General features: G+C 39.0%; 16 protein-coding genes and 3 tRNA genes. 11 read left to right on the top strand and 8 right to left on the bottom strand.

The genetic code is table 11. From position 1 onward, the window contains the following. From FHW89_RS18865 to FHW89_RS18835, 7 genes are all read left to right on the top strand, one after another. Entirely contained in the window at positions 1-849 is an 849-nt protein-coding gene (locus FHW89_RS18865; protein ID WP_172336603.1) for a hypothetical protein, read from the top strand. Between the two features lie 16 nt (positions 850-865). Further along, positions 866-1,816, top strand: coding sequence for an acyltransferase (locus tag FHW89_RS18860; protein WP_172336602.1), 951 nt, complete (start codon positions 866-868; stop codon positions 1,814-1,816). A gap of 148 nt (positions 1,817-1,964) precedes the next feature. Further along, positions 1,965-2,138, top strand: coding sequence for a hypothetical protein (locus tag FHW89_RS18855; RefSeq protein ID WP_172336601.1), 174 nt, complete (start codon positions 1,965-1,967; stop codon positions 2,136-2,138). Continuing rightward, a complete protein-coding gene (locus FHW89_RS18850) occupies positions 2,126-2,353 on the top strand; it encodes a hypothetical protein (RefSeq protein WP_172336600.1) in 228 nt (75 codons plus the stop codon). Before FHW89_RS18855 ends, FHW89_RS18850 begins: the two co-directional genes overlap by 13 nt. Continuing rightward, positions 2,350-2,817 carry a lysozyme gene (locus FHW89_RS18845; RefSeq protein WP_216650626.1) on the top strand — a complete coding sequence of 156 codons (468 nt, stop codon included), beginning with the start codon at positions 2,350-2,352 and terminating at the stop codon, positions 2,815-2,817. The genes FHW89_RS18850 and FHW89_RS18845 overlap by 4 nt, the downstream gene beginning before the upstream one ends. Then, positions 2,814-3,065: a hypothetical protein gene (locus tag FHW89_RS18840; RefSeq protein WP_172336599.1), complete on the top strand. Its 252-nt coding sequence runs from the start codon at positions 2,814-2,816 to the stop codon at positions 3,063-3,065. Before FHW89_RS18845 ends, FHW89_RS18840 begins: the two co-directional genes overlap by 4 nt. After that, complete coding sequence (locus FHW89_RS18835; protein ID WP_172336598.1) at positions 3,062-3,517, top strand: hypothetical protein; 456 nt, start codon at positions 3,062-3,064, stop codon at positions 3,515-3,517. The genes FHW89_RS18840 and FHW89_RS18835 overlap by 4 nt, the downstream gene beginning before the upstream one ends. Positions 3,518-3,538: 21 nt before the next feature. On the opposite strand, the gene FHW89_RS18830 is transcribed toward FHW89_RS18835, so the two are convergent. Together FHW89_RS18830 and FHW89_RS18825 are read right to left on the bottom strand one after the other, a co-directional pair. Continuing rightward, positions 3,539-3,622: transfer RNA gene (locus FHW89_RS18830), tRNA-Leu, on the bottom strand. 61 nt (positions 3,623-3,683) lie between these two features. Next, positions 3,684-3,767: transfer RNA gene (locus FHW89_RS18825), tRNA-Leu, on the bottom strand. A gap of 169 nt (positions 3,768-3,936) precedes the next feature. On the opposite strand from FHW89_RS18825, the gene FHW89_RS18820 reads away from it, so the two are divergent. Together FHW89_RS18820 and FHW89_RS18815 are read left to right on the top strand one after the other, a co-directional pair. Continuing rightward, the gene (locus FHW89_RS18820) at positions 3,937-4,953 is read left to right on the top strand and encodes a YCF48-related protein (protein WP_172336597.1); all 1,017 of its coding nucleotides are present in this window, start codon (positions 3,937-3,939) and stop codon (positions 4,951-4,953) included. A gap of 133 nt (positions 4,954-5,086) precedes the next feature. Continuing rightward, positions 5,087-5,159: transfer RNA gene (locus tag FHW89_RS18815), tRNA-Lys, on the top strand. A gap of 174 nt (positions 5,160-5,333) precedes the next feature. Here the strand turns inward: FHW89_RS18815 and FHW89_RS18810 are convergent. After that, positions 5,334-6,587 (bottom strand): site-specific integrase, encoded by a 1,254-nt coding sequence (locus FHW89_RS18810; RefSeq protein WP_256367808.1) that lies wholly within the window; start codon positions 6,585-6,587, stop codon positions 5,334-5,336. Between the two features lie 326 nt (positions 6,588-6,913). Between FHW89_RS18810 and FHW89_RS18805 the strand changes: the two genes are divergently transcribed. Next, positions 6,914-7,363, top strand: a complete 450-nt coding sequence (locus tag FHW89_RS18805; RefSeq protein WP_172336595.1) for a GNAT family N-acetyltransferase — start codon at positions 6,914-6,916, stop codon at positions 7,361-7,363. Positions 7,364-7,498: 135 nt separating this feature from the next. Here the strand turns inward: FHW89_RS18805 and FHW89_RS18800 are convergent, their stop codons facing one another. Beyond that, complete coding sequence (locus tag FHW89_RS18800; protein ID WP_172336594.1) at positions 7,499-9,523, bottom strand: CHASE3 domain-containing protein; 2,025 nt, start codon at positions 9,521-9,523, stop codon at positions 7,499-7,501. Positions 9,524-9,707: 184 nt separating this feature from the next. Then, a complete protein-coding gene (locus FHW89_RS18795; protein WP_172336593.1) occupies positions 9,708-10,262 on the bottom strand; it encodes a ferritin-like domain-containing protein in 555 nt (184 codons plus the stop codon). Between the two features lie 217 nt (positions 10,263-10,479). Here FHW89_RS18795 and FHW89_RS18790 point away from each other — a divergent pair, with 217 nt between their 5' ends. After that, complete coding sequence (locus FHW89_RS18790; RefSeq protein ID WP_172336592.1) at positions 10,480-10,872, top strand: PleD family two-component system response regulator; 393 nt, start codon at positions 10,480-10,482, stop codon at positions 10,870-10,872. A gap of 128 nt (positions 10,873-11,000) precedes the next feature. Here FHW89_RS18790 and FHW89_RS29000 read toward each other — a convergent pair whose 3' ends face one another. Genes FHW89_RS29000 through FHW89_RS18780 form a run of 3 tightly spaced genes read right to left on the bottom strand, consistent with a single transcriptional unit; the run spans position 11,001 to position 12,057 of the window. Beyond that, positions 11,001-11,123: a hypothetical protein gene (locus FHW89_RS29000; RefSeq protein WP_256367807.1), complete on the bottom strand. Its 123-nt coding sequence runs from the start codon at positions 11,121-11,123 to the stop codon at positions 11,001-11,003. Then, positions 11,120-11,602 (bottom strand): inorganic diphosphatase, encoded by a 483-nt coding sequence (locus FHW89_RS18785; protein WP_172336591.1) that lies wholly within the window; start codon positions 11,600-11,602, stop codon positions 11,120-11,122. The genes FHW89_RS29000 and FHW89_RS18785 overlap by 4 nt, the downstream gene beginning before the upstream one ends. Beyond that, entirely contained in the window at positions 11,599-12,057 is a 459-nt protein-coding gene (locus FHW89_RS18780) for a low affinity iron permease family protein (protein WP_172336590.1), read from the bottom strand. Before FHW89_RS18780 ends, FHW89_RS18785 begins: the two co-directional genes overlap by 4 nt. Positions 12,058-12,061: the final 4 nt, after the last annotated feature.

The raw sequence follows: 12,061 nt of genomic DNA, 5'->3' as shown, positions 1-12,061 counted from the left end.
ATGGGAACAATATATAAATCAGGAGACCAGTTATTAGGTATAAATGGCTCTATTTTTAAATTTAATATATCCATGGTAAGTATTATTAAGCCACTTACTCCGCAACGATCTAGCATCAAAGATATGTGTATTGATGCTGTTAATAATAGGTTGTTTGTATGTGCTGGTGCCGAAGTGTGGGTTTACGATACCATCACCTTAACCAGGACAAATGTCATAACTGGTTTTCATTCTACTAACCTTATAAGAGTAGATCCCAATCTTACAAATAATCGAATTATGGTATATGATTTTGGTGATGATTCCATATTTAGATTTATTGATAGAAAAACTTTGATTCTAAATAACAATACAGTGTCTATAGGTTATTTAAGTGGGGGTTTTGAATTCGATCAGGTTACAGAGCGGAATCAGGTATTGGTAATTTCAAGTCAAAATAGTATAGGGATTCTGGATACAACAAATTTTGCTTTAAAGCAACAAATAATTGATCCACAATTTCAAGGATTAGGAAAAGTCAAGCGTAATGCTCATAATTTAGATGAACTTTATATCTTCTCTAATGGAGGCACAAATGTCATAGTGTTTAATATGGGTGATTTTTCTTATACAATTAAATCATTTTCAGGGGGAGTATTTGATGCTGATTCCGATCCTAATTTGCCTAACAATAGAATTTATACCGCTAGTTTTGGTGCCTCCGCAGCGTATACAGCGTCAGATTTTGGGTATATACAAAACTTAAACCTTCCTGCAGCAGCTACTGTAGTCGTAGCTGATCCTGTTCTGTCTAATCATAGATTATTTTTTGGAGGAGTTGATCTTTTATATTCTGTTACGTTGGGTTAAATATATATATTCGTAAATGTCCGAAGTTATAAATTACCCTAAACACATATCACAGGTAGATTATATTAGAGCTATAGCATCTTTGATGGTTGCAGTTTTCCATTTGGGAGGAAAGGCAATGCCTCTACTAAAATTTGGGTGGTTAGGCGTTCAAATGTTCTTTGTTCTATCGGGTTTTATAATATGTTGGGCTATTCCCAAAGGATATAATTTAACAATGATCAGCAAATTTATTTATAAAAGATTGCTAAGAATTGAACCCCCTTATATTATTTCGATAGGCTTGGTTTTATTGGTTAATATCTTTTGGGTAGAACAGTATAAAATAGACTGGACAAACGTATTGTTACATTTTGCATACTTAAACAGTTTTGTTAATCGTCCGAGTCTTAATCCTGTTTATTGGACATTAGGCATTGAGTTTCAATATTATATTTTTATAGCTCTTTTTTTTCCATTAATAATAAGAAAGTGGGGAGCATTGACATTACTGTTACTTTGTATAATATCATTATCTATCCAAATTCCGGTTCTCTCATTACTCAGCATGTTCTCTTTTTTTGTTTTAGGCATATATTATTTCTTATATACAAAGGGCCTAAAAAGCTTATTGGAAATAATTTTTTTAGGCTTTGCTGTTATAATTATAGGGGTGTTTAAAAACGGATTACTAGAAATAATAACCGGGTTAATTACAATATTATTATTAGTCTTACCCTTAAAGACTAATGTTATTGTTAGATTTTTCTCAAAAATATCATTCTCCTTATATTTAACTCATGATATTATCGGGAGTCGGTTAGTAATATATTTAGGAGCCATTCTACCACATAATTTGACATCAAAGGCTATTGCCTTTAGTTGTGGAATGATAACAAGTATCATCGTAGCATACATATTTTATAATCTAATCGAAGCCCCATTTTTTAAACTTTCCAAAAAAATTAAATATCCTTCCCAAGCTTAAATAATCACAAATTACTTTATTTTAGTTACCAATAGTTTTTACTAAAGATATCTACTTGTATCAATAACCAGAAGCATCTCCCTAATCTAATACTCTCAAATTAGGGTATTCCTTTCATTCTTTAAGAAATCCATCAAACTCAATCACCATGAAACGATATATCATTTTTATCGGGGGCCTTGTCGTGCTCAATTCTTGCGTTGGCCGACGGCAGTATAAACTGGAGCATGCGGCTTTGGATAACGTACGAAAATTCAACGCTGCTGGTGCTATAACTGATAGTATTTACATCACCTTAGAAAATAAACCATGCAAAAAATAACTTCAAACTTTTTAAGTCTAAACACTCAGGATTTTATTAAAGGCCTAATTGTAACCATAATCAGCGCGGTGTTTACGCTTGTTGCGGAATCTGTTCAGCAAGGTCGGTTTACATTTGATTTCACTACCATATGGCATACCGCATTTGCGGCAGGCATTGCTTACCTGGGCAAAAACCTATTCACAACAGCTAAAACCATAACACCGGTATCATGATGAAGATTAGCAAAAATGGCATTGCCCTCATCAAAAGTTTCGAGGGACTGGTACTGCATGCCTACAAAGACATTGCAGAGGTATGGACTATAGGCTATGGTTCCACCAGATATCAGAATGGTGAGCCAATAAAACCGAGCGACAAGCTGAACAGCGAAGAACAAGCTAACCTATTATTACAAAACACGCTTGGTAAATACGAGGCTGCGGTGAATAGCTATGTGCTTGTTCCGCTTACACAAAATCAATATGATGCGTTGGTATCTTTTACCTATAACCTGGGTACCAATGCACTGTTACATTCTACCTTATTAAAAAAGCTCAACGAAAAAGATTATGCCTCGGCGGCCGATTGGTTTGCTCCGTGGAACAAAATAACAGATCCCGAAACGGGTAAAAAAATAACAAGTGACACATTAACCAAACGGCGCGCCAGGGAGAGCGCTTTATTTAAACAATCATGACAACTATAGAACATCGCGAAATCAAAGGCATTACCCTTAAAAATATCCTGGTAACTGTACTCAGTACCATCAGTATAGTTATGTCTGTAATGACAACCTATTTTCAATTAAAAAGCGACATTAAAGATGTCCGCTCCATTCAGGAGACGCAAGCACGCGTCAATGAAATAAGATTGAAAATTTTGGAGGGACAGGTAGCCGTATTGCAACAAGACGTAAACAAACTTAAAGAAAGCAGAAAACGATGAGCTTAAACACCTTTTTAAAAAAGATCTGGAATCAGATTGCAAGTCTTTTTGGAGGGCTTCCATCAGAGATCAAAACAGCGTTACAAATCGGGATTACGATAACAGAGAATATCAAAAACTTTGTCGATTCTCCTCTTGCGGATATTTTCACTTCCATTATACCAGGAAACATTGATGATATTATCAAAAACAAACTCAGGACATCTCTCCCTATATTCTTAACCGAATTAAAACTGGTGGAGGGTTCTTTAAATTTAACTCAGCCCGATCTGATCGTAAAAGCCGCGATCTCGGTTATACAAACCATGGATAAAAATATTAAACCGGGCATTCTTCATCAGCTGTCTATACTGGTGGCGCAAATTGCAGCAGATGGTAAACTAAGCTGGAGTGATGGCGTACTTTTATCCCAGTGGTATTATGAACATAAGTTCAAAACAATTGAAGAATAAAATACGGTTAGTGTTTGATTGTGCCCAGAACGAGATTCGAACTCGTACATCCTTACGAATGCCACCCCCTCAAGATGGTGCGTCTACCAATTTCGCCACCTGGGCTTTTCCTTAAAAAAATAGTAGCCTTAAATAATTACTTAAGGCTACTCAATCAAATCAGGCGTGCCCGAAGAGAGACTCGAACTCTCAAGAGACAATTCTCAACGGCTTCTGAGACCGCAACGTTTACCAATTTCGCCATCCGGGCTTATCGCTTTGATGCTTCAGGATTTCATCCGCATCAATTAATTAACAAGCGTGCAAATATAAACGTTTCCACCAAATTGCCATCTAAATAATATAAAAATTGATAAATATTGTCATTTGTAGCCATTTAAATTAATTTCGGATAAAACTGTACTCTTTTATCTGATTCCATGAAAGCAAGATATCACCTCATTACCAGCATTTTATTTCCACTTCTATTTATATCATCAATCGCACGATCACAAAGTATTACGCTTTTACAGCAAGATAAACCTACCAGTATTCGGGGGTTATCTGTTGTTAATGATCAAACAGCGTGGATAAGTGGCAGCAAAGGATATATAGCCATAACCAATGATGGAGGCAAAACATGGGACTGGCAGCAGATAAAAGGTTATGAAAAAGCCGAGTTTAGAGATATTGAAGCATTTTCAGACAAAAAAGCGGTGATCATGAGCTCCGGTACACCGTCATTAGTACTAAAAACTACCGACGGCGGTAAAACCTGGCAGGAGAAATATCGAAAAACCGATACCACTTATTTTTTTGACGCCATGGATTTTGCTGATGAACAGCATGGATACATTCTTGGAGATCCGATTAAAGATAAATTTTTGTTAATGGAGACTAAGGATGGCGGTGAAAGCTGGACTAATATGTCCAACCCTCCCACTGCGTTATCAGGCGAAGCGGCTTTTGCTGCAAGCGGTACCTGTTTCAGGGTATATAACAAAAACTTATTTATTGTATCTGGAGGGAAAGCCAGCAGAATGATCACCGCTATCAATGGAAAATCTGAATATAACTATGCCGATCTTCCACTCACGCATTCAAAACCCAGTCAGGGGGCGTTCTCTTTGGCTATCAAAAAAAACAAGATCATAATAGTTGGTGGCGATTATGAAAAGGATAAAAAAACAGATTCGATTGCCACCATTTTTACAACTCCCCCGCCTGCTTTCAACGCTCCAGCCCAAGGCCCCGGAGGATTTCAATCAAGCGTAGAATTCATTAAAGATGATACATTTCTTTCTACGGGTACCTCCGGAACTAACATAACGTTGGATGATGGTCGCACCTGGAGACAGATAGACAGTACCAGTTTCAACGTTTGCAGCAAAGCGAGGCATGGAAAAATGATTTTACTTGCTGGGAATGGAGGTAAAATAGCAATTTTAAAAATATAGTTTATTGGCAATGAATGCCTTAAAAAATACTTGCAAATTAATTCAAAAAAAGACTTGCGGCATATATCAAATACTCCTATATTTGCACCACTTTAAACGGAAACGATAACACAATCGAAGAAGTTAAAAGAAAGATTCCGTAGCTCAGCCGGTAGAGCATAACACTTTTAATGTTGGGGTCCTGGGTTCGAGTCCCAGCGGGATCACGGAAAATGAAGACAACGCCTTGTAAGTCAGACACTTACAAGGCGTTTTTCGTTACAGGTACAACATAGGTAAAACATTTCGGGCACCCGATTTTTCTTTCAGTTTTTGTGATCCTCACAGGGCCCGTGCAATTCCTTTTTGGTGTTTTTTAGCAGAAAGGGAATATAAGTGGTTCATGCTCTGATCTTGCGCTCTTTTTTATCAAAAATGGACATGGCTTTGTCCAACTCCATATTCAGTATTTTGGCATAAACCTCGGTTTGTTTAACTGAAGCATGCCCCATTAATTTGGAAACATATTCGATCCGCATACCTTTTTGCAATGCTCTTACCGCCCAGCTATGCCTGGCAGAATGAAATGATATCTGCTTATCTATCTTAGCCCGTTTAGTTAATTCTCTTAGATTCTTGTTGGTATACGCTGTAGCTGAAGATATGGCTCTGAATATCCTTAGCTCATCTGTTTCATTTGGGCGAATTTTTAGTAGTGGGAATATGAAATATTCGGGTAAAACATTTTGGTCGCCGAATTTCTTTTGAGCCAGGGATCGGTAAAATAGTAAGATAGATAACGCTTTCTTGGGCAACTTGATGCTAAGATCTTCTTTGGTCTTTTTGATCTGAAAATAAAGATGCTGTCCATCAAAATTTCGCCAACGCATCAGCAACAGATCGGAAATTCTTATACCGCCAGAATAAGCACTGAAAATATATAAGTTCCGATGGTGGTTAATCATAGTCGATTCAACCAGTTCCAGGTTTTCCAATCGCTCCAATTCATCATCCAGCAAAAATTCTCTCCTGGTTTTTTCACCTCTAAGCTTGACTTTATTGAATGGATTCCTTTCCATTGGGATCATCTCTTCCCCCACTGCGTATAGGATGATCTTCCTGATGATTTTAAGATTGGAGTGGATCGTATTAGCCTGGTTGTTCAGCTTATCCTTTAAATACTCCTGGTAATCCTGTATAAACTTTACATTAATCTCATCAAAAAAAAGCTGCTCGTTTTTACAGAATTTTTTGAATTTTTCAATGGCGCCATCAGTTTGCCTGATTGTTGATATTTTCAAATTCTCCAACAGGTTCTTCCGGTGCATCTCCACAAATCCGAAAAACTCCGCTGGCGCCTTTCCGATTATCTTAGACTTAATATCGTAAGCCGTAATGAATTTGGATTTGGTTTCCATTTCCAGTGCCAAGGCTTCAGCTTCGGCTCCTTTGGCTGCCAGGAAACTATTTATTTGACTTGCATTTTTCGCCCCGGGCTTTACTTTACCAGTTTGTGCGTTCCAATGCTTGGGATCGATATAAACATCTAAAGCGATGTATTTAGATTTGCGGTTCTTAGTTAGACGAAGGTACATAGGTACCTTACCTTGCTTATTTGCTTTGTCCAGTCTAGGGAAAATTTTTACTGATGCCATATTAAATTTGAATACTTATTATTAAAATCAATAATAAATATACAAACAGGACTTATACAAGGCCCTTTATATCTACAGGATAGGAAAAATGGTTTTCAAAGTATCACTTGGGTTTAGTAAATTGGATTTCCTTTTAATCATTCGTAATGCGATATCCATTCCCAAAAAGCAGGAGCTGATAAGATGGCGGAAGATATGGCTAAAGGATACAAATGGCAGTCAACAGTATCCTATCGTGATACGTTGGGTTCACCGCCGAAACTACATGAGAGCATAAAGAGTTAATACAATTTAAAATACTTTTGTTATTACTAATAACACACATAATGAACTTAACTCATAAAGTCAAAGCCTTTCAGGATCTTAATGTAGGCGAGTTGTACGAACTCCTACGCCTCCGCAGTGAAGTGTTTGTTGTTGAACAGAACTGCGCGTTCCTGGACTTAGATTATAAGGATCAGCAATGCTTTCATCTTTTACTATTTGCCGATGGTGCCCTTGCTGCTTACAGCAGGTTGGTACCAGCTGGCTTATCCTATCCGGAAATAGCTATCGGCAGAGTGGTTACTTCGCCGGCTTTCCGAGGGAGCGGCTTGGGAAGAAAGGTAATGGAACTGGCAATTCAAAGTTGCCGGGAATTATTTAGCCCCGGCAATATACGTATTGGAGAGCAGACTTATGCCCTTCCGTTTTATAATTCTCTCGGCTTTGTCCCTGACGGTGATCCTTATGATGAAGATGGCATTGAGCATGTGGAAATGGTAAAAAAATTATAGAACGCTGATAATAGCAAGTCACTCAAATACAATAACCATCTTATAATAAGATGGTTATTGTATTTATATCATATTTTGTTTTATTAATAATCAAAAGCTCCCAAAAAAGCAATAATTATTTTAGTGTTTTCGATATCATACCAACGGCAGTGAGAAATAAAACGTCGAACCTAAGTTTATTTCACTTTCAACCCAAATACGACCATTATGATGTTTAATAATTTCGGCACTTAAATATAGTCCAACACCAAAGCCCGAAATATGACGGGTATACTCACTGTTAACACGATAGTAGCGTTCGAATAGCTTTGGTAAATCCTGCGATTGGATTCCCATGCCCTTATCGCGCACGCTCACAATAACTTCGCTATCTTTCACTTCGCATCCAATCACGATTTCACTGGCCCTCAACGAATATTTAGCCGCATTCGATAATAGATTAGAGATCACTGATCCGATTTTTTCCCTATCTGCATGCACTGTCAATGGCACGCAAGATTGTACGATAAAATTATAACTTGAAGCCGCGGGGCGGATCTCTTCGACCTGCTCACTGATCAAAACAGCGAGATCAAAGTCTTCCTTATCTATAACTAACTTTCCCGATTCCAGACGTGATACGTTGAGAAACCCGTTAATCAGGCTTGTCATCCGCTGTGTTTGGCGTACTGCCCTATCCAGAACAGATGGTAAAAAAGGGTCTTCACTTTCACGCAGTTTCTGTTGTAATACCTGGATCATTACGCTGAGTGAGGTTAGCGGTGTTTTTAGCTCATGGCTGGCCATCCCGATAAAATCGTTTTTACGTTGTTCGTTCAATTTCTGCTCGGATATGTCACGGGCGATCTTAGATACCCCGATAATATTCCCCTGCTTATCTAAGATCGGTGAGATGGTTAGTGACACGTCTATCAGGCGCCCGTCCCGGGTACGGCGTCTGGTCTCATAATGTTCTACACGTTCCCGGGCTTTGATACGTGCGATGATAGCGGGTTCTTCATGATGACGTTCTTCCGGAATCAACTTTAGAATCGACTCTCCCACCATCTCAGCTTCGGCATAACCGAATGTACGCTCAGCACCCTGATTCCAGCTGGTGATAATTCCTTCCAGGCTTTTACTGATGATCGCATCATCAGAAGTCTCGACGATAGCCGCCAACTTAGCGCTTCGCTTATCCGCTTCTTGTAGTTCATCAATAAGTTCCTGCAGCCGGCGTTGATGCTCCGCCAATTCTTCATTCGTCGCCTGTAATTCCTCATTTGACGCAGTAAGCTCTTCATTAAGCGCCGACAGTTCCTCATTGAGTGCCATAGTTTCCTGCTCACTATCCAGCAAAGCTGTGGTTCGCTCTTCCACCCGCAGCTCCAACATTTCGTTGGCTGAGGCAAGTTCCTGCCTGGCCTTGGTCAATTCTTCATTGATAGCCGTCAATTCTTCATTCGCCGCCGTGATCTCTTCATTTGCAGCGGTCAATTCCTCATTAAAAGCCGCTGTTTCCTGTTCTTTTACTATCAAATCAGCCCGTAGACGATCTTTTTGCCGGATATCACGCAATACATGAATATAAGAGTAGGCAGCGATTAATACGCCGAATATAATAGCGACCAGAATTAAGGATGGCGTCCATTGTGCAAAAGCGCGTAATCTCTGTGTCCGTGTTGTAAGCAACCTTTGCTCTTCCTGCTCAGCGCGATCAACAGCGCCTCTTAAGTCGTCCATAGCTGATTTCCCAACTAGCAGATCCATAGGTGTAATAGCACTCCCTCTTTGCTTCTTATCGATGAGTTCCTGTAGCTTATTCAAACGGTGGGTTAATATCCCCTTAACATTTGCCAGGTTACGCTGTTGTTGCGTATTATCGCTTGTTAACTTAAATAGCTCATTTGTTAACGATTCTGCCTGATGGTAACTGCCCTGGTATGGTTTCAGAAATTGTTGGTTGCCTGTAAGCAGGTAGCCTCTTTGTCCCGTTTCTGCATCCTTCATAACCGAGAGTAATTTTTCCAGTTTCTGAACTACGAGGTTACTATGAGCTACATCCTGATTACTCAATAAAAGACTATTTACTGTTAAATAAGCGAACAAGCCAATTATGGCTAGCATCAATACGGAAAATCCATAGCCGAGCTGTAAGATGCGATTAAATTTCGATGTCATAGCTCAGCAGATAAAAGCCTGCAAACAATAAAAAAAGTAAAAAATTGCATAAGGTAATTTTTTATAATTGGTTTAATAAACACTCCAGGACCGTTTTATAATTACAGAAAGCGCCTTTGCGTCAGCTCTGATATATTAAAAAAACAGGGCAGTTTTCGCTGCCCTGTTTTTTTAAGTGTGTCATTTATTCAGTTTCAGCGGCGGCAGCCTCATTTACATAATTTTCGGCTACGCCGGTTAACAAACTATCAGCTTTTTTTTCTTCGGCCAATGTTTCATCCAAAAGACTTTGTGCTTCGTTATAACCCAATGTACCTGCTAAGGTGCGCAATGTTCCATATGAAGCAATCTCATAATGCTCTACTTTCTGCGCAGCGGAGATGATCGCTACATCGCGTACTTCGGTACCTTTATCGGTATCAGACAGCAATTCAGTAGCTTCATTTAATAAGCCTTCCATTGCCAGGCATTTTTTGGCCGTAGCTTTTTCCCCGATGGACTCAAATACACTTTCCAAACGTGTCACATGGTTTTTTGTTTCCTCCAAATGCGTAGTGATGGTTTGTTTCAGATCTTCCGAAGTTGCGCCCTTGATCAATTTAGGCAGCGCTGTCGCCAAATGCTTTTCGGCCCAGTAGATGTCTTTGATCTCATCAATAAATAATTCTTTCAGCGCACTCTCTGCTTCTGGTGTACGACTGGCTGCTGCTGCAGACTTGTTGTTGTTTTTAATAGGCATGATGATGTGTTTTATTTATTATTAAAATGTATTTCTTAGAAAGCAAAATCTATTCCAAAAAGTATAGAATTAGTCAAAAAATAAACTTATCTTTAAATCGTATGGTTTGAGGACCTGATTCCGGTCAATTTGCGAAGATGTGCATTACCACCGTTCTTCCGCGCGACTTTATCGCTTTCAGCTTTTTGAGCTAATCGCCATACTGCAAGCACTCCTCATGAAAAAGATTTTGTTATTGGATGATAGTCTGGATGTTATCCAGGTTGTCGAAGAAGTACTGGTTTACGAACAGTATGAAGTAGAAAGCGTCATGGAAGGTGCAGGTTTCTTATCAATCATTGCAGACTTTCGCCCCGACCTTATTATTATGGATTATCGCTTATCAGATGGTAACGGCGGCGAGCTTTGTCAAACGCTTAAAGCTCATCCACAATATCAGCATATCCCGATCATTATTTTTACCGCTTATGTACAACCTGGACTTGACTTATGGAGCTTTGGTTGCGATGCTGTCATATGTAAGCCGTTTGACCTTGAATACTTTCTGAAAACAATACAGGGCCTGATGTCAGCCAGTACTACAATGCACAAATCTGATCCGTTATCGTAGAAAAGTTTTCAATTGAGGCGTTAGGTTTTCACCTTTTTCATTAAAAAACTCAACCGCCCATTATTTTCTATCAGAATCTTATCTACCGGATCTATACTATCCTGCAATGGATTTAATTCCTTATTAATTCACTTGCCGCAAACGACAACCGGCTTCTTCAGCTCGGCTACTGATTTATGATGACTTATCCAGATTATGATAATCAATATCACTATCATGGCCAGCACAAGCAGGGTTCTCTTGCTGTTCATTGATTTAATAGTTTGATGGCCTGACTTGTGGTTAACCGCGCGGTAACTTTAAATTTCTTGCCCGCTTGCTCATTGTAATTTTCAAAAAAAGCTTCAATCTGGTCAATGATCATCTTTGGCAATTCCTCTATATTTTTTATCTCTGAAAATAATTGGGATACATCCGGAATACCAACATACCGGTCATTGCGAATTGTTTTACCATTACGTTCAGTCTGCTCGACCATCAACATCCCGATAATCCGGCAATCCACCAGGCAGCCAGGAAAAGTAGGATCCTCAGAAATTACGATGATATCAAGCGGATCACCATCTTCTCCTTTTGTATCTGGGATCATACCAAAATCAAAAGGAAAAACGAGCCCAGCTGGCAGGATCTTATTTAACTTAAAACGTTTTTCCAGCGGATCATAATCAAACTTCTGGTTTGATCCTTTCGGGCTCTCAATCATTACGGTGATTACCTTTGCCTGATTCATTGCTTACGTGTTTTGCGATTGCCTGATTTCTTTTTCTGATTTTCCTCTGCAGCATCAATGGAGTGTGTACGGGTCAGGTCACTTTCTCTTTCAGCCAGGTCAGATAACCGGATATAAAATTTATAAAGATGATCCAGTTCATCTTCATTCAAATCCTCAATATTAACCATACGGTTACTGGTTCCTTCATGCGAAGCCAAGAGTTCATTTAGTTTCAGATGAACTGCCTTGGAATCTTTGTTCTGTGATTTCTGAATGAGAAAAACCATCAAAAAAGTAATAATGGTGGTACCTGTATTGATCACGAGCTGCCAGGTTTCGGAATAGTGGAACAAAGGACCACTGATGGCCCATACAACGACTGTAACAGCTGCAATAATAAAGGCTGCCGAACTGCCGGTGGCTGTGGTTGCCCAGTTAGAAAATCGCTCAAATAAATTTATTTTCTTTTTCATAGTC

It is taken from the genome of Mucilaginibacter sp. SG564 (genome assembly GCF_013149275.1).
Taxonomy (GTDB): domain Bacteria; phylum Bacteroidota; class Bacteroidia; order Sphingobacteriales; family Sphingobacteriaceae; genus Mucilaginibacter.
Note: the sequence above shows the minus strand (reverse complement) of the source record. Positions and strands in the feature narration are given on the sequence as shown.

Coding starts and splice junctions, on each gene's coding strand:
- FHW89_RS18865 (WP_172336603.1), top strand. CDS start 1: ATGGGAACAATATATAAATCAGGAGACCAGTTATTAGGTATAAATGGC.
- FHW89_RS18860 (WP_172336602.1), top strand. CDS start 866: ATGTCCGAAGTTATAAATTACCCTAAACACATATCACAGGTAGATTAT.
- FHW89_RS18855 (WP_172336601.1), top strand. CDS start 1,965: ATGAAACGATATATCATTTTTATCGGGGGCCTTGTCGTGCTCAATTCT.
- FHW89_RS18850 (WP_172336600.1), top strand. CDS start 2,126: ATGCAAAAAATAACTTCAAACTTTTTAAGTCTAAACACTCAGGATTTT.
- FHW89_RS18845 (WP_216650626.1), top strand. CDS start 2,350: ATGATGAAGATTAGCAAAAATGGCATTGCCCTCATCAAAAGTTTCGAG.
- FHW89_RS18840 (WP_172336599.1), top strand. CDS start 2,814: ATGACAACTATAGAACATCGCGAAATCAAAGGCATTACCCTTAAAAAT.
- FHW89_RS18835 (WP_172336598.1), top strand. CDS start 3,062: ATGAGCTTAAACACCTTTTTAAAAAAGATCTGGAATCAGATTGCAAGT.
- FHW89_RS18820 (WP_172336597.1), top strand. CDS start 3,937: ATGAAAGCAAGATATCACCTCATTACCAGCATTTTATTTCCACTTCTA.
- FHW89_RS18810 (WP_256367808.1), bottom strand. CDS start 6,587: ATGGCATCAGTAAAAATTTTCCCTAGACTGGACAAAGCAAATAAGCAA.
- FHW89_RS18805 (WP_172336595.1), top strand. CDS start 6,914: ATGAACTTAACTCATAAAGTCAAAGCCTTTCAGGATCTTAATGTAGGC.
- FHW89_RS18800 (WP_172336594.1), bottom strand. CDS start 9,523: ATGACATCGAAATTTAATCGCATCTTACAGCTCGGCTATGGATTTTCC.
- FHW89_RS18795 (WP_172336593.1), bottom strand. CDS start 10,262: ATGCCTATTAAAAACAACAACAAGTCTGCAGCAGCAGCCAGTCGTACA.
- FHW89_RS18790 (WP_172336592.1), top strand. CDS start 10,480: ATGAAAAAGATTTTGTTATTGGATGATAGTCTGGATGTTATCCAGGTT.
- FHW89_RS29000 (WP_256367807.1), bottom strand. CDS start 11,123: ATGAACAGCAAGAGAACCCTGCTTGTGCTGGCCATGATAGTGATATTG.
- FHW89_RS18785 (WP_172336591.1), bottom strand. CDS start 11,602: ATGAATCAGGCAAAGGTAATCACCGTAATGATTGAGAGCCCGAAAGGA.
- FHW89_RS18780 (WP_172336590.1), bottom strand. CDS start 12,057: ATGAAAAAGAAAATAAATTTATTTGAGCGATTTTCTAACTGGGCAACC.